General features: G+C 49.8%; 21 protein-coding genes. 9 read left to right on the top strand and 12 right to left on the bottom strand.

Translation table 11 applies throughout. The features are described from left to right. The first annotated feature begins 111 nt into the window (after positions 1–111). Complete coding sequence (locus tag IXB50_RS15555) at positions 112–351, top strand: hypothetical protein (protein ID WP_215609902.1); 240 nt, start codon at positions 112–114, stop codon at positions 349–351. Between the two features lie 74 nt (positions 352–425). Then, positions 426–1,256 carry a hypothetical protein gene (locus tag IXB50_RS15550; protein WP_215609901.1) on the top strand — a complete coding sequence of 277 codons (831 nt, stop codon included), beginning with the start codon at positions 426–428 and terminating at the stop codon, positions 1,254–1,256. A gap of 92 nt (positions 1,257–1,348) precedes the next feature. Here IXB50_RS15550 and IXB50_RS15545 read toward each other — a convergent pair whose 3' ends face one another. Then, a complete protein-coding gene (locus IXB50_RS15545) occupies positions 1,349–3,859 on the bottom strand; it encodes a glycoside hydrolase family 3 protein (protein ID WP_246564560.1) in 2,511 nt (836 codons plus the stop codon). A 310-nt stretch (positions 3,860–4,169) separates the two neighbouring features. Between IXB50_RS15545 and IXB50_RS15540 the strand changes: the two genes are divergently transcribed. Then, on the top strand, positions 4,170–4,703 hold the full coding sequence (locus tag IXB50_RS15540) for a type III secretion system chaperone (protein WP_215609899.1): 534 nt from the start codon (positions 4,170–4,172) through the stop codon (positions 4,701–4,703). A 6-nt stretch (positions 4,704–4,709) separates the two neighbouring features. Here IXB50_RS15540 and IXB50_RS15535 read toward each other — a convergent pair whose 3' ends face one another. Next, complete coding sequence (locus IXB50_RS15535) at positions 4,710–5,891, bottom strand: RtcB family protein (RefSeq protein ID WP_215609898.1); 1,182 nt, start codon at positions 5,889–5,891, stop codon at positions 4,710–4,712. A 131-nt stretch (positions 5,892–6,022) separates the two neighbouring features. Here IXB50_RS15535 and IXB50_RS15530 point away from each other — a divergent pair, with 131 nt between their 5' ends. Further along, positions 6,023–6,379: a DUF2442 domain-containing protein gene (locus IXB50_RS15530; protein ID WP_215609897.1), complete on the top strand. Its 357-nt coding sequence runs from the start codon at positions 6,023–6,025 to the stop codon at positions 6,377–6,379. Here the strand turns inward: IXB50_RS15530 and IXB50_RS15525 are convergent. The 3 genes from IXB50_RS15525 to IXB50_RS15515 all read right to left on the bottom strand — a co-directional run bounded on the left by IXB50_RS15525 (position 6,357) and on the right by IXB50_RS15515 (position 9,982). Further along, entirely contained in the window at positions 6,357–6,854 is a 498-nt protein-coding gene (locus tag IXB50_RS15525) for a DUF29 domain-containing protein (protein ID WP_215609896.1), read from the bottom strand. The two genes, IXB50_RS15530 and IXB50_RS15525, sit on opposite strands and share 23 nt — an antisense overlap. Positions 6,855–6,895: 41 nt before the next feature. Then, the gene (locus IXB50_RS15520; RefSeq protein WP_215609895.1) at positions 6,896–9,019 is read right to left on the bottom strand and encodes an AAA family ATPase; all 2,124 of its coding nucleotides are present in this window, start codon (positions 9,017–9,019) and stop codon (positions 6,896–6,898) included. Positions 9,020–9,250: 231 nt separating this feature from the next. Next, a complete protein-coding gene (locus tag IXB50_RS15515) occupies positions 9,251–9,982 on the bottom strand; it encodes a hypothetical protein (protein ID WP_215609894.1) in 732 nt (243 codons plus the stop codon). A gap of 288 nt (positions 9,983–10,270) precedes the next feature. Between IXB50_RS15515 and IXB50_RS15510 the strand changes: the two genes are divergently transcribed. Both IXB50_RS15510 and IXB50_RS15505 read left to right on the top strand, forming a co-directional pair. After that, positions 10,271–11,506 carry a sensor histidine kinase gene (locus IXB50_RS15510; protein WP_215609893.1) on the top strand — a complete coding sequence of 412 codons (1,236 nt, stop codon included), beginning with the start codon at positions 10,271–10,273 and terminating at the stop codon, positions 11,504–11,506. A gap of 104 nt (positions 11,507–11,610) precedes the next feature. Next, positions 11,611–12,303, top strand: coding sequence for a response regulator transcription factor (locus IXB50_RS15505; protein ID WP_216867668.1), 693 nt, complete (start codon positions 11,611–11,613; stop codon positions 12,301–12,303). A 60-nt stretch (positions 12,304–12,363) separates the two neighbouring features. Here the strand turns inward: IXB50_RS15505 and IXB50_RS15500 are convergent, their stop codons facing one another. From IXB50_RS15500 to IXB50_RS15490, 3 genes are all read right to left on the bottom strand, one after another. Next, positions 12,364–13,080, bottom strand: coding sequence for a hypothetical protein (locus tag IXB50_RS15500; protein WP_215609892.1), 717 nt, complete (start codon positions 13,078–13,080; stop codon positions 12,364–12,366). A 117-nt stretch (positions 13,081–13,197) separates the two neighbouring features. Continuing rightward, complete coding sequence (locus IXB50_RS15495) at positions 13,198–14,286, bottom strand: murein hydrolase activator EnvC family protein (RefSeq protein ID WP_246564558.1); 1,089 nt, start codon at positions 14,284–14,286, stop codon at positions 13,198–13,200. A 454-nt stretch (positions 14,287–14,740) separates the two neighbouring features. After that, positions 14,741–15,397 (bottom strand): SOS response-associated peptidase, encoded by a 657-nt coding sequence (locus tag IXB50_RS15490; protein WP_215609890.1) that lies wholly within the window; start codon positions 15,395–15,397, stop codon positions 14,741–14,743. 56 nt (positions 15,398–15,453) lie between these two features. Between IXB50_RS15490 and IXB50_RS15485 the strand changes: the two genes are divergently transcribed. Continuing rightward, the gene (locus IXB50_RS15485) at positions 15,454–15,804 is read left to right on the top strand and encodes a DUF952 domain-containing protein (RefSeq protein WP_215609889.1); all 351 of its coding nucleotides are present in this window, start codon (positions 15,454–15,456) and stop codon (positions 15,802–15,804) included. A gap of 148 nt (positions 15,805–15,952) precedes the next feature. Here IXB50_RS15485 and IXB50_RS15480 read toward each other — a convergent pair whose 3' ends face one another. Next, positions 15,953–18,250: a choice-of-anchor Q domain-containing protein gene (locus IXB50_RS15480; RefSeq protein ID WP_215609888.1), complete on the bottom strand. Its 2,298-nt coding sequence runs from the start codon at positions 18,248–18,250 to the stop codon at positions 15,953–15,955. A 471-nt stretch (positions 18,251–18,721) separates the two neighbouring features. On the opposite strand from IXB50_RS15480, the gene IXB50_RS15475 reads away from it, so the two are divergent. Beyond that, a complete protein-coding gene (locus tag IXB50_RS15475) occupies positions 18,722–19,396 on the top strand; it encodes a Uma2 family endonuclease (protein ID WP_215609887.1) in 675 nt (224 codons plus the stop codon). 91 nt (positions 19,397–19,487) lie between these two features. Here IXB50_RS15475 and IXB50_RS15470 read toward each other — a convergent pair whose 3' ends face one another. Then, complete coding sequence (locus IXB50_RS15470) at positions 19,488–19,763, bottom strand: hypothetical protein (RefSeq protein WP_215609886.1); 276 nt, start codon at positions 19,761–19,763, stop codon at positions 19,488–19,490. A 159-nt stretch (positions 19,764–19,922) separates the two neighbouring features. On the opposite strand from IXB50_RS15470, the gene IXB50_RS15465 reads away from it, so the two are divergent. Further along, a complete protein-coding gene (locus tag IXB50_RS15465) occupies positions 19,923–20,135 on the top strand; it encodes a helix-turn-helix domain-containing protein (protein WP_215609885.1) in 213 nt (70 codons plus the stop codon). Between the two features lie 28 nt (positions 20,136–20,163). Here the strand turns inward: IXB50_RS15465 and IXB50_RS15460 are convergent, their stop codons facing one another. Next, the gene (locus IXB50_RS15460; protein ID WP_215609884.1) at positions 20,164–20,925 is read right to left on the bottom strand and encodes a DUF4058 family protein; all 762 of its coding nucleotides are present in this window, start codon (positions 20,923–20,925) and stop codon (positions 20,164–20,166) included. 284 nt (positions 20,926–21,209) lie between these two features. Then, positions 21,210–21,779, bottom strand: a complete 570-nt coding sequence (locus IXB50_RS15455; protein ID WP_215609883.1) for an REP-associated tyrosine transposase — start codon at positions 21,777–21,779, stop codon at positions 21,210–21,212. Positions 21,780–21,783 lie beyond the last annotated feature (4 nt).

Here is a 21,783-nt window from a genome sequence, read left to right as displayed (position 1 = left end):
CTTGATTTGTAAACCTGGGTAGCCAAAATTAGCAAGGATAGGTATTTTTTACTAGCTGGATTACGCGAATAAAGAGTTAAGAAGCAAGGATATATTCAGCGCGAGTTTAGGATGGCGCTGAATATAATGTCAGATCGGCCCCCTGGTCAAATTTATTTGATTCCTGTTCGTTTAGATGAGTGTCAGATCCCAGATCTCCGACAGGAGGAATATGGAATTAGTCTGTCTGACTACCAATGGGTGGATCTGTTTGAACCGAATGGATACGATCTTTTAGTGCAAGGAATCCAAGCCGGTTTTATTGATACTGTAGAAAAAACAAGATCTGACAAGTCAGCCTCTGATGACTAGAGCACGGTTCTACTCATCGGTACAATTGATCGAGAGGAAAAACGCTAATATTTGGTTGCCTGACTAAAACTTTTATGGGTATCACCTACACTCCACAAGCTGAAGACACCTCTATCGAAGCTGACAAGCTCGTTTTTCGGTTACTGCGTCAGAAGTCGAACGCGGATCGATTGGCCATGTCAGCAGCGTTGAGTCGTGGTGCCCGAGAGCTATCGCTTAAAGGATTGACTAAGACATTTGCTGTGCTAGATCCTGGGGAATTCTTCAAAAAAGTAGTCTTTGTCTGGTTAGGCCATCAGTGGCCCGAAGGTTTTAGCCCCAAGGGAGACCCTATGACCTGGATTCAGGATTCAGTAGCGCTAGCAAAACAGCTGCACCCTATTTTTGATCGCGTTCACATTCATTACTACATCACAGGTGGAGTAGCCTCAAGTCTGTACGGAGACCCACGTACTACCCGTGATTTAGACATAGTCCTTAATATTCAAAGTTCTAAAATCAGTCCCCTTGTCGAAGCCTTAACCCAGGAAGGGTTCTATGTACCTGGTGTGGAGGATACGATATCAGGCCGGATGCAGACTCTACAGATCATCCATACAGAAAGTATCCTGCAAGCCGATTTGGTGATCTCGGGCAATGACCCTTGGGATTTGCTTAAGTTTGAACGTCGTCAGTTGAATGATGGGCTTTATTTTGCATCGCCTGAAGATGTAATTCTGAACAAGCTCAGATGGAGACAACGCAGTCAATCCGAAAAACAATGGCGAGATGTACTGGGTGTGTTGAAGGTCCAGGGTCAGGGGCTGGATTTTGAATATATGAAAGAGTGGGCCGAGAGATTAGGTCTGACTGAGGATTTAGACCGTGCTACAGAGTCAGCAGGACTATCGAATACGAAATCCTGACTGATCGACCCCAATATCGATGGGCTGGCACAAGGCGCAGCCCCTACGAGATGATTCAGTTTGAATTGGGGTTACTGAATACGGATTTGGTCTTATTCACCCGTAGATATCAATCGCATATCAGATAGGCTTAACGAGAAGGCTTCAGTTGTTTCCAGGCCTAAGGCTGTTAACTGAGCCATATCGGCCCCGGCTCCTACCAGGCGGCTTAGGGGGATTTCTGCCTGAGTCCATTCTCCCAGGGGGGCTGCTGTAAACAATGTAGTCAAGTCTAAGTCAGCCCGACAGTCGTCACCACACTGGGCAACTAGGGTGACTGGACCGTCTGGTAGGGCATCTACTCGATATTGCATGGCCAGGACCATATCGTCGTAGTGGGCGGCAGCTGTATAGTCTGTGGCTGGTCCGGTGAGTGCGATCGCACCCCGCTCTTCCCCACTCCATACAAACTGCTGAGCATCTTCCTGCGCGGCTCGGTCGATAGACCGAATCGTGAGCGCTTTGCCCAATTGGATGCGCGCGTCTACTACTGTACTAGATGTCTCTCCCACCGTAGCCTGGAGACTCCACGGTGCGATGGCTTTACCGAACGCAAAAAATGCATTGCTCAAAGTTGTTTCGCTACCGTCTAAGCCAGACGTTTCCGGTAATTCAGCCAGAGTGCCATTATCTTTATAGGTAAGCCCATACCCATAGGGAAACAATGGATCGTAGTTGTTCTCACCCCGGTTTACTTTAGCCTCGGTGGCTGTACGAGGCCAGGAAAATGAAAGCTTACCCTTGAAATCAACATTAATGGCCCCATTGGGTTTGCGTAACAACACATCGGCTACACCTTCTCCTGCACTGCCTGGCAACCATGCAACAACAAAGGCATCTGCAGCATTAATCTCCGGTGTGACCCATAATGGGCGACCTGACAGAAAAACAGCCACTGTCGGAATCCCTTTGGCTTGAAATGACTGCAGTAACTGTAGTTCTTTGTCTGATGGATAATTCAGGTTCTCCAAATCCCCCTTAAACTCAGCGTAGGGATTTTCGCCAAATACCACAATTGCCACGTCTGGTGTTTGGCCATAGCTGCCGTCTGCACTCAAGACGGCATTGCCGCCACCGTCGGTAATGGCGCTTTTCAATCCCTCCCAGATAGATTTTCCATTGGGGAAATGCTCATTTCTGTTACCGGTCCCTTGCCAGGACAAGGTCCAACCGCCCGTTTGCTGACTGATATTATCAGCTCCATCACCTGTCACCAAAATGGTTTGGTCAGTGCGCAATGGCAGAAGATTCTCCTGGTTTTTGAGCAGGACTAAAGACTCTTGTACAGCCTGTCGGGCGATGGCTTGATGATTGGGATGTCCTAGGAGAGAATAGTTGCCAGCCAAAGGACGTGCTGAGGGTTTGGGTTTCTCAAATAAGCCTGAGCGCAACTTGACACGCAAAATCCGACGGACGGCATCGTCTAAACGACTGCGAGAAATTTCTCCAGACTTGACCTGGGCAACAGTATTCTGGTACAGCCCACGCCAGCTATCAGGAGCCATGAACATGTCAATGCCTGCATTAAAGGCTATGGGACAACTTTTGGTGGAACACCCTGGTATTTGGGCATGGCCATTCCAGTCACCCACAACAAATCCGTTAAAGCCCATGCGTGTCTTGAGCACGTCGGTCAATAGCGTCTTGTGACCATGCATCCGCTGACCCTGCCAGGAGGAAAATGAGGCCATCACTGTCTGCACGCCTGCTTCGAGGGCTGGAGGATAACCTGCACCGTGATAGTCCCGCAGGTCGATTTCGCTGTCGATGTTGTCGCCTTGATCTTTGCCCCTTTGGGTGCCGCCGTCTCCAATAAAATGTTTGGCCGTGGCAATTACATGTTGGTTGCTGAGAAAACGGTTGCTATTGAGTTCTCCCTGGAGACCTGTGACGATGGCGGTGGCGTATTCTGCCACAATCTCTGGATCTTCTGAATAACTCTCGTAGGTGCGACCCCAGCGGTTATCTCGCACCACGGCTAAGGTAGGAGCAAATGTCCAGTCCATACCAGTAACAATGACTTCCCTTGCCGTTATCTCACCGATTTGTTGTATGAGTCCGGGATTGCGAGTTGCCCCGAGGCCAATATTGTGAGGAAAGATTGTCGCGCCAATAATGTTGTTGTGGCCATGGACAGCATCGGTCCCCCATAGGATAGGAATTGCCTTGCGGCCATGGGTGGTGTCCATGGAGGCCGCATAAAATTCATCGGCGAGGGCTAGCCACTGAGCTGGTTCAGCCCGAACATCTTCTCCTGGGGCAGAGTTACCCCCATTTAGAATCGAGCCCAGACGATAGCGGCGAACATCCTCTGGTGTTACATCGCTGATATCGGCTTGGATCGTTTGCCCAACCAGTTCCTCAATGGTCATGGACGATATCAGTTCGTCGATGCGGGTTTCCATCGCTGTATCTAAAGTTGCCCCTCCGGTGGTGGTGGGCCAGTTTTCTGGAGTAATGGTGGTGGGTGGCAAGGTATTTTGTCCCCTAGCGGCAGTGGCGGTATAAGCAGCATAGGTCGCAAAACTACCAAACACTAGGAAGAGTAGTAATGAACTAAGCATGTTGATTTTCATAGGGCTGCTGAGGGAGTCAATCTTAAACTGGGCTGTAGTTTGGGTTGGCACCATTGCTTAGCTTTTACAGCCTGAGCAGCTATCTATACCCAAAATATCAACGCTTGTCATAGGATTCCCAGGGGTGATCCGGTTTTGCTGAATCGTGGCTCTCAATCACGTCCAATGGCAACATATGGTTTCCTCTATGGAACTCTGTCAGTTTTATTGCTGGGAAAAGGTTTGAAGCTCTCAAGGGGATCTCAGGCTTCGCTCAGGTTAGGTCTCTACTATCGGTTTAGTCCTAAAGCCTCTAACCATGACTTTATTCCCTCGTAAGGCAGCATTTGCGATCGCAGGCCTAATCACTGTCTCCATGCCGCTGTTTACCACTGCAGCCTGTGCCCAGACAAGTATCGAGCGGCTACAGCCAATGACCCTGGGGCGACTAGAACAAATCCTAGAGTCGGAGGTTGATAACGTCGAAGGTGAAAATGGCCAGTGGCGCTTTAGCGTAGCGGGACGAGCCGTCATCGTTTTGGCTGATGCTAGCAATGATCGAATGCGGGTATTTAGCCCGGTCGTACCTGTGGACGAACTAACGGCACAGCAAGTGCAGGCAATGTTAGCCGCTAACTTTCATACTGCCTTAGATGCTCGCTATGCTGTTACCGATGGAGCTGTTGTAGCAGTATATGTGCATCCGTTAGAAACACTTCAGGCCGACAACTTTCGTTCCGCGCTTCGCCAGGTTGTGAGCTTAGCTGAAACCTTTGGTACGTCTTACTCCAGTAACGAATTGAGCTTTGGCCTACGACAGCGGCAACAGCCCAGTGATTTAGAACAAATTTAGTAGGCTCTATCCTTTCACGCAGATAACCTGTTTGAGAGTGGCAACAACTTCCACCAGATCCTGTTGGCTCGCCATCACCTCATCAATAGGTTTATAAGCGGCCGGAATTTCGTCGATGACGCCTTTGTCTTTACGACATTCCACCCCGGCGGTCTGTTCGATCAAGTCGTCTAGGGTATATCTATCTTTCGCTTTGCTACGGGACATGACCCGACCGGCACCGTGGCTACAGGAGCAATAGCTGTCGTGGTTACCCTTACCCTTAACGATGTAGGATTTGGTCCCCATGGAGCCAGGGATAATGCCATAGTCTGTGGTGCGAGCCCGCACGGCTCCTTTACGAGTAACGTAGACATCGTTGCCAAAGTGTTCTTCTTTTTCGGCGTAGTTGTGGTGGCAGTTGACGGCCAACAGTGGTTTAAACGGTTTGCCACCACCCAGATGCTTTTCGATGATGTGCTTAAAGCGGGCCATCATTTCTTCGCGATTTTGCAGGGCATAGGCCTGGGCCCACTGTAGGTCGTTCCAATAGCTGCGAAACTCTTCAGTACCGGCGACAAAGTAGGCCAAATCCGCGTCTGGCAGTTTTTCATTGGCCAGCTTTCGTAGGCCTTTGGCGGTGCTGATGTGGTGTTTGGCCAGCATATTGCCAATGTTGCGCGAACCGGAATGAAGCATTAGCCAGACGCTGTCTTCGGTGTCGATGCACACTTCGATAAAGTGGTTGCCGCCACCGAGGGATCCCATTTGGCTGAGGGCTTTGTTCTCCAAGTGTTGGACTCCTTTATGCAGATCTTTGAAACCGCGCCAGCCCTGCCAGTTGTAGACTGATTTGCCAACTTTCTTGTTGCTATCAAACCCGGTGGGGATGGTAGCTTCAATTTCTTTACGGATTTTTTTGAGTTTACCGTCTAGCTTTTTACCTTTGTAAGGTGTTTGGATGGCGCACATGCCACAGCCGATGTCGACACCGACTGCCGCTGGGACAAGGGCATCTTCGGTAGCGACGACGGAACCGACCAGGGCCCCTTTGCCCAGGTGGACGTCAGGCATCAGGGCGACGTGCTTATAGACAAAGGGCAAGGAGGCGACATTTTTGGCCATTTGGATCTCTCGGGAGGCGAGATCGTGGTTTGCCCAGGACAGGACTGGCTTGTCGGTTTTGAAGGGAACGTTTTGGTATGGCATATTTATTGAGCTATGAATAAGTCAGATACTGAAGTAGACAATGCCCACAGTCTTTAGGGAGAATGGTTTTAGGGGGATGATTCGTACCAACGATCATGATCCTATCCATGTTCATGTTCTCCAGGACAACAATGAAATCCATGGATAGCATTATCAACAATACTGAAATTCAAGCTGCTGAAGCTGCTGGCCAAGAGTCACTAGAGCATGAGCATCGGGCAGTTAGTGCAATTTACGATAGTGATAAGCGGAAGCTGCATATTATTTCTAGTTTGGATGCTGAGTTAATTCTATCTGTGGATAAGTTGCAGGGACTTGCGGGTTCGTCTGATGATGATCTATCAGATATTGAGTTATCTCCGTTTGGGAGCAATTTACATTGGCCTAGATTGGATGCAGATCTGGGTGTTCATAGTTTGTTTTGTGGAGTGTACGGCTCTAAGGACTGGATGAAAAGGCTCATAGCTAATTGCTGTCAGGCCAATTAATAATCTCATCGAGTGACATTGCTTCTAAAGCTTGAAACTTCGTATCGGGATATTTGCGTTGGAGTCTTCGTAGGGCTTTAGCTTGTTGGGCGGCAAAGGTTTCTTGTTGTTGGAATCGATAGCGGATAGAGCCGCTGATGATGTCATCTAGGTTGTCTTGGAAGGCTTCGATTTCATCGCGCCAGTGTTCAGTAGCCTGATCGTTTGGAAACGCCTGTAGTTTGAGGATATGGATAATGATTTGACGGGTTAGGGATGCGGTTTTGTTAAACTGCTCGCGTCCCATATCGCTGATTTCCTCAATTAAATTGGCTAAGTCTAGGTTGCCGAAATCCTGCGATCGCAACGCCTCAGCCTGATACTCACACCAGGCCATAAAATCATTGTCATACAAAGCTCCTCGCGACGTTGATGCAACGGTCACCGGAGTAGAAGCATGCTCTGTTGCAGGTGCTTGATTAGTCGGACTCGGCATGGCGATCTCTTAGCAATTGTCTACAGTGGCGTTGACCCCTATTACTTGTATACCTCGTTCATCCAGCTTTGGACAAAATCACGTCGTTCCACATCGGTCCAGGTTAGCCAGGTTGCTTGGGTGACTTGCCTGGTGACCGCATCCACCAGGGGCCAAAAGGCTTCGTCCAGCTCCTGCTTGAATCGTTCAGGTTGGTTATACATGAACTTACATTTTTTCGGGTTGAGCCGGGCTAGGAACTTGGTGCGTAGATAGTAAGGACTCTTGAGCTTGAGGGCAAAGGTCCCGTCGCTGGCCAGGCGGATCATAAAGCCTTCGTGCTCGACGTGGTGGGACTTAGCAATGGCATCGGCAAAGGTACAGGGGAACCAGGTGGGGCGGGGTGTTTGCAGTGTGGTTGCGATCGCATCCAATCCCTCCTCACTCTCAAACCCACTGCCCAAGATGCCAGCCCCAATTAAATGCAGGCCATAATCCTCCGGTCTATACTGAATAATATGGGGATCTTCAGGATGGATCGCTTCCCATAGCAAGGTGGTCTGGCGCTGCTCTTTTAGCCAGACCAATACCCGACCATAAAGCCCATCTTTAAAGAGTAAGGATTTGGCATAGTCCACATAGTCCCCTTTAAAAGATCCAGAACAGGTCACAACGACCTCGGTGGGCTCATAGGGATGTAAAAACGTACTGACCAAAAAGCCATTGAGCTTTTCCACCGCGATCACATTTGTCTCGGGCGGTAATGTAGTATCTCTCTCAAGATAGTTGAACGTCCGGGGAAAGGGATGACTGACGGGGGTGCCATCAAGACCGACCACCACACCACGGGCCAGCTTTAGCTCAGGGTGATCATCCCAGGCAGAAGGGGTATAAAAGGCTTTGGAACTGTATTTGTATAAGGTAAGGGAGCCGTTGATCACCCGCTTTGCTAGTTTTTTAGACACGAGGGCGTCCATCTGCTGAGCAAAGCTGGGGAGACGCTGGCTATAGTCAAACTCGCAGGGAATTTCCACCCGCTCATGTTCTGGCAGACGCATGGCGGCCAGGGGACCTCCAAATCCGGCCCCCATTTCTAGGGAATAGGTGCGTTCTCCTGGGGAGGTGAGGGGAATGTGCCCCCGCACTACGGTAAGGTCACTAGTCTGGCGAAAGATACCATCGGTGTCGTGGGTTTCATGAATCCGGCAGCGACCATATACTCTTTCATGGGAGGGTTGTAGCAGCGGATCAAACCATTCGATATCACCGTGACACAGGACATAATCACGGTAGCGATAGAACGATGGCAGAGAGTGGATAAAATCTCGTACTTTATCCTGGTAATCTTGATCACGCTGAAGGGCTTTGTGCAGGGTTCCCCGCGTAGACTTGCTTTTGATGTTGTCGCCATGCAGGCCCCGTGCCAGGTTGTTATCGTGGTTGCCTCGCACACAATAGTGTCCCTTGGCAACGGCTTCCATGACTAAATCAAGGACTTCTAAAGACTGGGGACCCCGATCGACTAGATCTCCGAGAAAGCAAAGCTGGCGTCCGTCGGGATGGGTCAAATTTTTGTCATAACCCAACGTTTGGAACATTTTTTCCAGGGTATCGGCCAGGCCATGGATATCGCCAATGACATCCAGCTTGGTGTCGTTTGGAATGGTGGGAAGGTTGATGGATAGGGTGATGTCGCCTGTGGTGAGGGTGAAGGGCCATTGGGAGGTGGTCTGGATGCGATCGCAAAATTTAGCCACCACCTGCTCCGGCACCCGACATCGTCGCTGCTTATTCTGCCGCTGCACTTGCTCCACTGGTGGGTTAAAAATCACCACCTGGATGGGGATACCCAGATCCTCAGCCATAGTGGCAAAGGGTTTACGTTCCTTATCGCTGATCAAAGTCGCGTCTACAATCGTGGTCAGTCCAGCTTTGAGCCGAGCCCGCACTAAATTTTCCATCGTAGAAAAAATTAGTCGGTCATCCGTGGCTAAGGGGCGATCGGCCACCTGGCCATCCACTAACGTTTTCGCTGTCCCAAAAAAAGTTTGCCGCAACGCATCACTAGACAGCACCAATTCTGATGGTAGATGCTGACATGCCGTAGTTTTACCCGCTCCAGGCGCTCCTGATAATAGGACTAAGCTGCCAATTTGAATCGAAATTTGAGTTGTCGAGGGACCCATAATACGCGGTTGCTGAGGTAAGGAATGACGCTGTCTAGATTGGTCGCTTCTGAGCAAGACTTCACAGTTCAATCCATGCTGGGGATCAGCAACGCCAATATTATTTTATTCAAGCAACTCTAGCCGGATTTCGGGAGCTGGTGGTCTAAAAAAATCCCATAAGAAAGTCCAGAGGCAATGCATGCCTCTGGACGGGGTGTTTTCCTAATCTTTGTAAATGAACCCTGATAACTAGCGGCGACGACGATTACCTCGGTTTTCGCGCATTTCCTGCACCTGAGCCAGTTGCTCGTCAGTCAAGACCTCATCGGCGGCGGCGCGGGATGATTCACGAATTTCCTGGATCTGAGTCCGTTGCTCTTCGCTCAAATCCAGGTTCCGCATAGCTTGTCCCCGCTCACGGCCAGTTTTGCCTTCTAGGGCAGCTAGCTGATCGTCACTGAGAATAGCTTCCACCTGAGTCCGGGCATCTTCCTTAATGGCATCTAGCTCAGCCTGTTGGTCTGGGGTGAGGTTGAGCTTTTCTGCAAAGTCTTCCCGGCGGTTTTTTTGACGATTTTTTCCGCGCTCACCATGTTCAGCCCGCATTTCCTGTAGTTGAGCCTGTTGTTCCTCTGTAAATACTTCACTGGCCGCAGCGCGGGATGTTTCACGAACCTCTCTCAGTTGGGTGCGCTGTGCTTCGCTCAGGTCTAGACTACGCATGGCTTGGTGGCGTTCACGTCCAGTTTTACCCTCTAAAGCAGCCAGTTGATCATCGGTAAGAATAGCTTCAACCTGGGTGCGAGCATTATCTTTAATGGCCTCTAGTTCAGTTTGTTGCTCTGAGGTGAGATTTAGCTCTTCTGTTACGTGAGGCGGCAGGGCATTCGCTCTATTAGTTTTAAGGATGGCTGGAGTCGCAACTAGGGCAGTCAACATTAGAGCACCGCTGAGGCATTGTTTCATGGTTGGAAATTTCATTGGGCTGTGTGTCTTAACGATGGCCTTATCCTAGCCAGGGTGTGGGGATGCTGACTGCTAGCGTAAGTCACCTCTGGGAAGCACAAAAGTCATGGTTGGCAGCATGACTTTTGTCACTAATCGGAGAAATGCCTTGGTCCGACTAGAATTTTGGGTAAGGTGATGGAGGATATTGGCCTGAGAGTGGGACAACCTGGTAGGGGCATCCCCTTGTGGGTGCCCTGGGATAACAAATTGCCTATCCTTTGGTATATCCATATCAATTCCAAACGTCCAGAACCTGTAACCATGACCCGCGCCATCCAGTTCCATAATCATCCGTTTCGATTTCTGCTCTACCTGGAGTGGGGACTGCTGGCGGTGGCGATTATGGGCATTTTAACTACGCCACCACTGCGGGAGATGGCGCGCCGTGGTCCGCCTAATGTCCCAGTGAATACATTTACCCAATGGCCGTTGTTTACCGTAGGTTGTATTTTGTTGTTTGGGCTATTGGGCCTTTATTTGCCAACTCAAGGGTTTTGGCAACGGTTAGGTCACATTGCCCTACAGGTGGTTTTGATTTTGGTGGCGTCAGGGCTGATGTTGCGGGGAGCACGTCTATTTCCCTTTATTTATTTGGTGTTGGTAATTCGCAGTTGCTTGATGGTGGGGCTGATGGGTCGGGTTGCGGTGACTGGACTAGCATTTTTGTTGTTTATGACCACCCTCGGGCTTAAGTTTAGAGGGCTGGGGGGGCGTATTCCTAGACCCATTCGGCATTTAATCGGTAGCCTACAGATGAATCTAATTGTTTTCTTTGGCTTGTCGTTGGTGTTTACCCTATTATTAGTGAATGCTCTGCTCAATGAGAGAACGATCCAAAATCGCTTGCAGAAGGCTAATGAAGATCTGCAGCGTTCTGCGGCTCAGGTAAAACAGTTGGCCACGGCCCAGGAGCGAAGTCGAATTGCCCGTGAGATTCATGATTCTCTGGGACATTCTTTAACAGCTCTGAACATTCAGCTAGAGGGAGCAATAAAACTCTCACGGCGAAATCCTAAAAAATCTCAAGCATTGTTACTAGAGGCAAAGCGATTGGGCTCAGTCGCGCTCCAAGATGTGCGTCAGTCAGTCGCCACATTACGAGATAAATCGCCTGCTAAAGATTCTCTCCATATCAGGTTAAATGCTTTGATTGATACCCTACGGACCAGTACGGGGATTGCTCCCAACATTAATCTTCAACTTTTAACCCCACTTCCCGAGGCTACCAACTTGGCTCTCTATCGTATTGCGCAAGAGGGGATCACCAATATTGTGAAGCATGCCAATGCGACGGCTGTCGACCTGAGTCTGATCGCTGATGAATCAGGGACACGGTTACTGTTACGGGATAATGGTCGCGGGTTTGATATGAGCCAAACATCTACAGGGTTTGGGCTCCAGGGCATGCGAGAACGAGCCCAGTCTATCGGAGGGACGCTGACGGTCAATAGTCGATCAGGGGAAGGTTGTGAGATCCGATTGGTGGTGCCAGGGTGAAAAGACGTTGTTCCGTTTTCGTTGTAGGGGCGTCGTTGTAGGGGCGTTGTATGCAACGCTCCTACAACGACGAAAATAGGCGATAAGGTGTGGATCATAGAGAAATGAATCAATCTTCTCAGCAACAAAACAATTCCTCAATCATTCCTGTGATACTGGTGGACGACCAGCAGATTATTCGGCAAGGGTTAAAGACGCTGTTGGACCTAGAAGAAGACATTACGATTGTTGGCGATGCGGATAACGGTAAAACAGCCTTGGCACTTTTAGAGCGGCTCCAGCTAACTGACCAGTTACCGGCGGTGGTGCTGATGGATATGCGGATGCCGGTGATGGATGGGGTGGCGGCGACGGGTGCGATCGCAACCCGTTACCCTACCATCCAGGTCCTGGTCCTGACCACCTTCGACGACGACGACCTGATCGCCCAAGCCATGGCTGTCGGTGCCAAAGGCTACCTGCTCAAAGACACCCCGTCTGAGGAGTTAGCCCAGGCCATCCGCTCCGTGGCCAAGGGCTACAGCCAGTTTGGTCCCGGCATTTTAGAAAAAATGCTAGCGAAACAGCAGCAGCCTGATGTGGAGGTACCAGCAGGGTTTGATGAACTGACACCACGGGAAAAAGACGTGCTGCGCTTGATTGGTACTGGGGCTAATAATCGGGAGATTGCGGAAGCTTTGTTTTTGTCTGAGGGGACGGTGAAGAACCATGTGACTAGGCTTTTGGGGAGATTGGGCGTGCGCGATCGCACCCAAGCCGCCCTCCTAGCCGCCAAACTCTCCGGAAAATTAGGGTAGAGGGACCGTCCCATGGTAGAGACGTTCCATGGAACGTCTCTACCATGGGACGGTCCCTTCCTACAACCTCCACTCCACCCCAATCCCCAACCGACTATCCGTTGCCCCCGGTGCAAACTGCCACTCCACATCCGTCGCCAACCGCAATCGCTCCGTCAACCCATAGCCAAATTCCAGCTGAGTAATCATCACCGCATCCTCCTCCGTAGGACTCACCCAGCTCTGGGTATAGGCAAAATCAGCACCCCCACCCCGTGACGGAATCACCTTCACCTGAAACCCCACCTGGACACCACTTTCGCTATAGTCCACCGCCTCCACATGGCGATAGCCCACAATGGGAGCCACATTCACATAGCCCCCCAAGGGCAATAGGTAATAACGCAGATGAGCCCCATAGGCCTCCCGGTTGTTATCATTGCCATCAAAATTAGCAACATAGTCCGCATTTACCGTCAGCGGCAGGTTGCCGACAAACACATCCTCTACGCCGATGGCTAAACCACGCTGATCACGACTGGAGGGAAACAGGGCATAGCTGAGCTGTAGGCGAGACGGAAAACTGGGATCATTGCGGATAGCGTCCAGTACATCTGGCGTTTCTTGCAGCCATTCTTGCAGTACAGGGCTGCTATTTACTGTGCCTGGTTCTAGTTCTAGTTCGGTTTCTACTTGTTCATGGGATATTGGTTCTGCCAAAGCCACTTCGATAGGGACGAAGCATCCAATAACGGCTAGAGTTAGCAGTCGGCTGAACTTGCTATCAACATCAGCCATAGTTTATCCAGCCCATCATGCTCTGTTCTTGCCTGGTCATCATCCTTTTCGATTGCAGTACCCAATACCTATAACCTGTACCATCCCAACGTTAAATTTTCAGGATTAAGGACAGCTCTATAAGAATCTCATCGGATCGATCGGGCTACCATTACGACGCACTTCAAAGTGTAAATGTGGTCCGGTCGATAACCCTGTTGACCCCACTGCTGCTATAGATTGCCCTTTTGACACAGATTGGCCCTCACGCACAGTTAGCCGACTGGCATGGGCATATAGCGTCGTCAGTCCACCCCCATGGTCAATAATCACCGCGTTGCCGTAGCCGCCGTACCAGCCCGAGAAAATCACCTGGCCGGAGTCAGCGGCAACGATACCCGTGCCATAAGCCGCGCCAAAGTCCACCCCAGCATGAAATCGTCGGTAGCCCAGCACAGGATGAAACCTGGACCCAAAGCGACTAGTAATACTCCCCGCTGTGGGAAAGCTCATTTGACCTGTACCCAGTACACCACCGCTAGCCGCTGCTATGCGCTGCCGAATTAAATTTCCCAAACTTTCAGAATCGCGTACTAACTGAGCTTGGGCTGCTTCTAGAGCGCTGCGGTTATCTTTTAGCCGAGCAATCAGCTGATTTTGCTGACCCGCTTGGGCTTCAAATTGATCGCGACGGGCCAGCAGCTGTTGCCGCAATAGGGCAATAGAATTTTTCTGAGCCTCCACCCCCTGCTGTTGCTGCACAATCAGATCAGCCTTGGACTGCACATCGGCCATCACATTACTATCGGCCTCATAGACCTTACTCAGCAGATAGCGCCGTTCCAAAAACTCATTCAAATTTTCACTTTTTAGCAGTACGGCCCAGCCTTCTGCATCCTTCTGCCGTTGCATAAACTGCAGGCGGCGGACAGCCGCGATCCGGACAACTTCATATTCTTCCTGTGCCCTACCCAGTTCATTCTCTAACCGTTTGAGTCGTTCCTGGGCCTGGGCAATCTGAAACTCCGTATCCTCAATTTTGAGGTCTGTGATGGTAATACTGTCCTGCAGACCGTCCAGCTGCTTAGCTGCTTCTTGCTCTAGCTTTTGCAGCCGGTTTTGCTCTTCTTGTAAGTCTTGCTGCTGCTGTTCTAGATTTTTCTTTTGTTGCTCCAGTTGTTCCAGCGGTGCATTATTTTGGGTTTGCCCTACAGCGATAGGGACCAAAAAACAGACGCAAATTATGATGCTGGCAAAGAGAGATAAAAACCGCTTTGTTTGTCTTACCGTCATTCGTCTTGTCAGGAACTCGCTGAGAATACTGCCAGAACACACGACTGACATAATAGTCTGACTTTGCGATTTCAAAAACGAAGTTCATCTATACGAATTAGGTATATTCCGAAATTCTGGTTACCTGCTCCCAAGAACACAGGGCAACCACAAGGGATTGCCCCTACTTTGAAATTCTGGTTACCTGTTCCTAATATCGCGGGGCAACCACAAGGGATTGCCCCTATCAGGTTGTCCATTTTCAATATCAATCAGGTCACTAAGTAGGCAAGGGTAGAAAAGCTCACGTATGTCTCAAAATGTAAATCCTGCTGAATCTTATGTTCAAAGAGGGTTCAGCTCAAGTTTACAAAGTGAAACATAGCTGATTATTTCAAGCCCGACCTACTTAGCTCTCCATCGGCGCGATACAGTCCGGCACTTCATTCCGTGGACTATTTACCAACGTACTGACCGGATACGCTTCCATTTCATCCGCATCGTAAGGTTTCATTAACCCCTTTGCCTGAAATGGTGAAGCCGTTAACCAGCGGTCATACTCAGCCTCAGGAATAATCACTGGCATCCGATTGTGGATCGGCTCCATTAGCTCATTGGGCTCTGTCGTCAGAATCGTGCAGGTTTCCAGATAGCTGCCATCGCCCCCTTCCCATTGCTCCCACAGTCCACCAAAGGCAAAGAGCGGTCTATCCCTGAGATGAATGTAAAAGGGCTGTTTCTTTTTATTGCTGGCGGTGCGTAGCCATTCGTAGAATCCGTCAGCGGGTATCAGGCAGCGACGACGTTTGAAGGCAGCTCGAAATGAGGGTTTCTCGGCAGCGGTTTCTGAGCGGGCGTTGATCAGCTTATAGCCGATTTTGTAGTCCTTGGCCCAGGAAGGGACGAGGCCCCATTGAAAAATACGATACTCACGACCAGCGATGATGGCGGAGACGGGTTGGGCTGGGGCGATATTGTAGCGCGGTGGGGGCTCGGGCTCTGTGGTGAGCTGGAAGGCTTTGGCTAGGTCTGTGCCGGAATGGGTTTGGGTGTAGCGGCCGCACATGGGGGGTAATGTGAACTGAGACAATTGTACTGAAGAATTCTAGGGAGGATACTGCGATGGAAATGCTGTACCGCATTGCGCCAGGGGCTGATGTGCAGATGGCAGAGACTCAAGGCTATTTTGAATCGGCGGACTTAGCGGCGGAGGGGTTTATCCATTGTTCGTTTTTGCACCAGGTGATGGGGGTGAGTCGGCGTCACTATGCGGGGCAGCAGGGGTTGGTGTTGTTTAGCATTGATCCGGCGGCGGTGGATTGTGAGATTCGGGTGGAAAATACGTCGGGGGGGACGGAGTTGTATCCACATATTTATGGGCGGGTGCCTTGGTCAGCGGTGAAGCAGGTCTATACAGATACCTACGATCAGGCAGGTATGTTTGCTTTACCAGCAGAGTTGCGAGTGTATTGAGATGTTTACATTAAGCGCCAACGGGTTAACCCCAGCCATAAATTCTCCCAAGAGGAGAAAGCTTCTGCATAGATCCCCGGTTTCTAGGCAAGTCAAGGTATTTAGCAGTAAGCCAATCCTAGAAACTGGGGATCTGTCGGGAAGGTATTTACACGGCTACGCCACTTAAGAGGCCTGACTTACCTTCCAACGCCAGGAAGGAGATGGATTCGGAGGTGTGGTTGAGCTCACTATCGAGGGACTTTTCTTCATAGACACCCACACCAAAGCTCTGGCGGGTGATATCGTCAATTCGGATATTGGCGGTGTCTCCACCATAGAATGAACCCAGCTTAGCGATGAGTGAAGGTGCCGCATCAAAATCTGACGTGAAATTGACTTTAGAACGATTGTGATCGTAGCTCCGATTGGTAGTTCCCCCATGTAATAATGTGTCACCGTCATTAGCCGTGCCCTGCTCAACGGCCAGCCAGCCTAAGGTTTCAGTGACATGTCCTCCCTTATTCAGGGCTTCTTCTTCTTGCATTGCCAGTTGGAAGCTTTGGGCAGATTGTTGCTTGACGCGTGTGGTCACCCAATCGCCACCGTTTACGGTTTGTACCTGGGACAATACGGTGGGAGTTGTGTCGAAGTCCTGCAGCTTCTTTACATCAAAACCTTGGGAGGTGAGGCGGCTGGAGTTGTAAGTTCCAGCTGAGATGCGAGTGCCATCGGCCAGTGTCCAATCGCCAGCCTCCATGACGAGATAGGAGAGAGATTCATTGGTATGGGTGCCGTCGCTGTAGTTGGGTTCCTGAAGCCTGATTTGGAAGGACTTTTCACCCACATTACGGAGGCGTATAGTGACTGGGTCTGACCCATTTAATGTGGGGTCAGAAACAACGACAACTGGGTTTTTGTAGGTGTCATCTAGGGAAACAGTTTTCCAGTTATGATTGAGCGTCAGATTGCCGTATTCACCAATAGTGTTTGCTGATTTTTTCGGGGAAGTCGAAAAGGTGCCCTCAAATGCACCAATATCGATGCGATTATCTCGCTTCACACCGCGTTGATCGATTGCAGGGGCTCCGGCTCGAATACCTGCATCTATAGCGGGGCTATCGGAGCGCAGAGGATGAACTAGGGTACCGTTGCTTTGTTTCAGTGGTGCTAGTTTGGGGTTCGCAACCAGGCTGTTTTTTAGTACCCGCAGGGAGTTGCGATCGCTAGAAAACTCAAGATTGCCGCCGCCATCAAGGGCCTGAAAACCCACTTGATTCTGGCGTTTATCTTGGTCAGCCGTGTTAAAGGCAACGATGGAGTTCTTCAAGGTTACCGCATGATTCTTTCCATACCAGAGGGCTCCATTGGCCCGACCTGCCGAGTTATAAGCAATGGTTGAATTTGTGATGTTGACAGGTGTGGAGCGATTATTTAGGAACATTGCGCCGCCAGCATCGTTCAACACTCGATTTCCAGAGAAGGTGCTATTGACGATATTGGCGGGTAATGTGGACTCTAACCATAGACCTCCTCCTTGTTGGGTGGCGGTGTTGTCGGCAAATGTCACATTCTGAAAGTCAAGGCCCATTTTGGCCCAGACGGCCCCCCCTTTGCCCGTCGCTTTGTTATCAATAATGACAGTGTCTTTTATAATGGCTCGATCCTTTACAGACGGTTGCTTACGGATATAGCCCCAGAGGTAGAGGGCACCGCCATCACCTTTGGTTTGATTGCCTTCAAAGTGACTCCCTTGAATAGCGATGGTGCCCTCATTAACAGGACCGAAATAGTTGTTGGAACTCACACCATCGGTGAAGATGGCTCCCCCCTCATTGGTTGAGACATTGTTGCGAAAAATTGAGTCTTCGACTTTAAAGGAAACGCTTGAGAAACTGTAAATCGCCCCTCCATTGAACCCTCGATTGTTTTCAAAGGTACTTCCCTTAATGTTTAGTTGGCCGCGCGATTCGTTGTGGGAAATTGCCCCAGCACTAAAGCCTTTATACTTGTCTGTCAGCAAGCCATCATTATTTTTAAAGCGGCTGTTGATGATGTTTGCCTTGGCGAGATGTCCGACACGAAGGCCACCTCCTAATTCTGAGGTATTGTTTTTGAGTTCAACGTTGAATAGGTTGAGGGTACTTTCGTGGCGTGTATCGATGCCGCCACCGGCACCTTTGGTTTTGCCATTGGCGATAATCAGGTTTTTGAAGGTGACGTTCTGTTCTCGCTCCACTTTGAAAACACGGCTAGCGTTATTGCCGCTGATGGCTAGGCCAGGTGCCTTTTTCCCGTCAATTGTGATGGATTTATTGACTGAGAGTTGTCCGCTGGTCAGCTTAATGGTTTTCTGAGAAAGGTTCTGAGCGAACTGGATGGTATCACCTTTTTTGGCGTTTGCGATCGCATTTCTCAGCGATCCTGCTCCCTGGTCCGCTGTAGAGGTAACAGTAATAATAGCCATAGCGAGTTTTTGAAGGTTGCTGGTAATACTTGCGCAGGGAACGTCCGACAGGTCCAATCGCTGTCGGAGTCATGGTCGTAAAGTCGGTTGAAACAGCCTGGAACGCGGTATTGATTGGCACCCGGAAATACGGATCGCTGGTTGCGATCGCCTGGTTCAACCCACTTCTGAGCAGGCTATAAACTAGAAATATCGTTTATCAAGAGGAAAGACTTTACCGTTAACCCCCTCTTGGGGTTAAGAAAAGAATGTTCAGGGAACTAGAAAATGTGTAGGGAACTTATTTTTGGAAGATGCATATTCAAGAAGGAGTTATGCAAGCCCGACCTTCTATACTGCTTTGTAGCTTCCCTGAGTGTTCTATTATTAAAACTTTTTTGATGAGTGGTTGTCAAATCGATAGCCCCTGTCCTGTGTTGGTGGAGCTACGATAGAGGAGACGCGATAGGTTTGTGAATAACGATAAGGCAAATGACATCGACAGTTACCTTAACGACTCAAAATCAAACTAGTTTTGTAGAGTGGCGACGGGCTACTTGGCAGGATTACGTTGGCTATCGCGATAACTTAGCCTCGGAGCAATACCGTTTATTTTTCCATCAAGGCTATCTACTAATTACCGAAATGGGTTGGGAAGGGATTAACCACGCAACGATTTGCGATTTGTTTACGGCGATTTTGTATGTTTGGTTTAGCCTACATCCCGATCAGGTGGCCAGTTCTATTGGTCGATGCTTATTGGAAAAAAGTCAAAATACAGCGGGTGCGCCGGACTTGGTTTTGTATTTGGGGGATGATTATCCTCGATGGCAGGCTGGGCAGCCTCGGCGAGTTGATTTGTCTCAATGGCGGATACCTGACTTAGTGGGTGAGATTTCGGATACGATTCTGGCGAGTGATTTGGATGAGAAAAAGCAGTTGTATGCGGCGCTTGGTATTCCTGAGTATTGGGTGATTGATGTGCGGGGTAGTCGTGTTTTTGTGTTTGTGCTTCAGGATGGCAAGTATCAGCTGACGGATACGTCTGAGGCTTTGAAGGAGTTACCTGTTGATCTGTTGGAGCAGACGATTGCCAAGCTGGAGACGGATAGTAATATTAGTGCGGCCCAATGGTTTAGTCAGCAGGTTATGGAGCTGAAGGTTTAAGGATTGCAGAAGTTAGACTGCAAAATTCCTAGCCCGGAATGCGATAACTTTTGTTTTACGGTGTGGAGCGAATGCGGAGCAGCGTAATACCTCACCGACCAACATGCGAGCACCTTGAGCAGTTAGTCTGTAAGCCTCTTGTGCGAGGGGTGTGGGGACGTTGAGGAAGCAAATGCCTCAAGGACTTCACATGTTGATCGGCATCATTGCCTTTGCGAAAACGTCCCACAACGATGCGTTGCATTTTGGGCAGTAGGCGTACGATGCACCAGAGGTGTAGCTTGGCTTGGTAGCCGTTGAGGTGGGCGGGCCGTAAGCAGGCAGGTTGAACGGTGACCGCACTGGGCGGCGGTTGGACTGATATCATTGGGTTATCTCCGAATTTGTTTCGGTCGAAAGGACAGTCGCCCTTCAGTTTCTGAGGCCGGGGGGCGATTGTTTTTGGGAAGTGATGCCAAAATGAGTATTCATTTTGAGCACCTTCAAATATTAGAAATGAGTATTCGTTTTTGTCAAGTCTGAGGCGATGGGTTTAGTTAAGCTGCGAATTCGAGAACTGGCTCAGCAGCGAGGCTGGAATTTAAAGGACGTGGCAGCAAAGGCTGATGTGCCGTACTCGACAATTACGACTTATGCTCGTTCGGAAGGTATGGCAACAGCGGATATCACAGCTGTAATGAAGCTAGCTAAGGCATTTGAAATAACGATTGAAGAATTAATTGAGGTTGTGGAGGAATAGGCACACAAGCCGATACCTCGGTACTCGATCATTCTGAAGCTTTTGCCAAAATGCTCTTTACCCAGGCAGTTTCTGCTTCACCAAAGGTAGGTTTCAATGGCTGCTCGTAATCGATGGATAGATCAAACCGAGCACGGGTATAAATGTCGTTCAGCAGTGCTTGTAAATCGACGACTGGCTCAGTATCCCCCTTGAGCAATGGAATGGGAATGGTCGGTAGCGGCTCGGTTAGGCCAAAGGCATATAGGTCGGCAGCGGGGCGGTTATGACCGCGACTGACCAAAATGCGATAGGGTGCTTCGATCGATGCCAGGATAGGCATTGGTTCACCACCTCGTAGCAGATCAATTTCGATCAGGGTTGTTTGGGATTGCAAAATCTTTTGGCGTTTGGCTTGATAGGTTTCTCGACCCACACCAGACCGTTTGTTCTTTGGGGATAGTACTTCAATGACACAGACGATATCGCCTGACTGGGTGAGGCGTACTTCCAAGAATCGCTCGGTAACCTCTGCTGGCATGGGTACCTGGACGGGGATGGGCTTGGTGGCGGTGGCTGTCGTGATTGTGGTGGTTGAAGTTTGTCTGCCAGCAACGGCGACATCGGCAATGCCGACCAGTAGGCCATCTTCTACGCTGGTGTAGATCCGTTCTTCAATGGAGACTCGATATTTGGGGGCTACCTGGGGGGTGATGGCATCGGCAATAGCGACAATCAGGCGGTTATGGACCTGATGCCAGAGAGCCGGATGCTCTAGATAAGGATTCATGCCAGGGAAGGGGTTTTTCATGGGTGATGATCTCCACTGGTTTCCAGTTTAGATCGTTCACATTGAAAGAGCCCTGGTCTCTTGCAATATCAGGATTTTTGCAATATGGGGTTTGTGAAAATGGATTCTCACTGATGATTTGCTCGCTTTAGGATGTCCTTAATGGGGTTTCTTTGTCACGATGCGATAGATTCTGCCTAGATCCCCGGTTTCTAGCCAAGGCCGGGATCTTAGCAATACGGGATCCCTAGAAACCGGGGATCTGTCGGGAGGCTTGCTAGAAATCGAGGATCTTCCGAAGGGGGCTAGTCCAGCATCAATTGCTTTATTTCCGGAGTTTCCACGATGTGTTCTGTGTTGGTGAAATGTTGATAGGCATCGGCCGAACCGACCTGAGCTAGTAAATTTTTCATCTTTGGTAAGGTGCCTTGCCTTAGCCCCACATAGTCCACATAGCTTGAAAACTCCCAATCTTCAGGGCGTTTTACTAAACCTGCTTCCACTGGGTTTAAATGGATGTATCGCGATAGGTGTAGCAAGTAGGCATCACTATTCACCAGAATTGCTTGAAATCTACCTTGAAAAATGGATCCGCAGCGGCGATAGCGTTTATTCATTGCCTTGGTGTAGGACAGGGTGAATGCCTGCATCTTTTGTGAAAAGTCTTGCTGGCATAGGTGTACTAGGAAGTGGTAATGGTTGGGCATCAGGCAATAGGCGTTGACATTTAGGGTGCTATTCACTAGGTAATGGCGAAATCGTCGTAGGAAGAAGAGATAGTTGTCGCGTTCGAAGAAAATCTTTTGGCGATTGTTGCCTCGGTTGTAGAGGTGGTAGTACTGTCCTGGTAGGAACGCTGTCTTGCGCCGTGGCATTGTC

The sequence above is a fragment of the Leptothoe spongobia TAU-MAC 1115 genome (genome assembly GCF_018739885.1).
In the GTDB taxonomy this organism is placed as follows: Bacteria; Cyanobacteriota; Cyanobacteriia; order Phormidesmidales; family Phormidesmidaceae; genus Leptothoe; species Leptothoe spongobia.
Note: the sequence above shows the minus strand (reverse complement) of the source record. Positions and strands in the feature narration are given on the sequence as shown.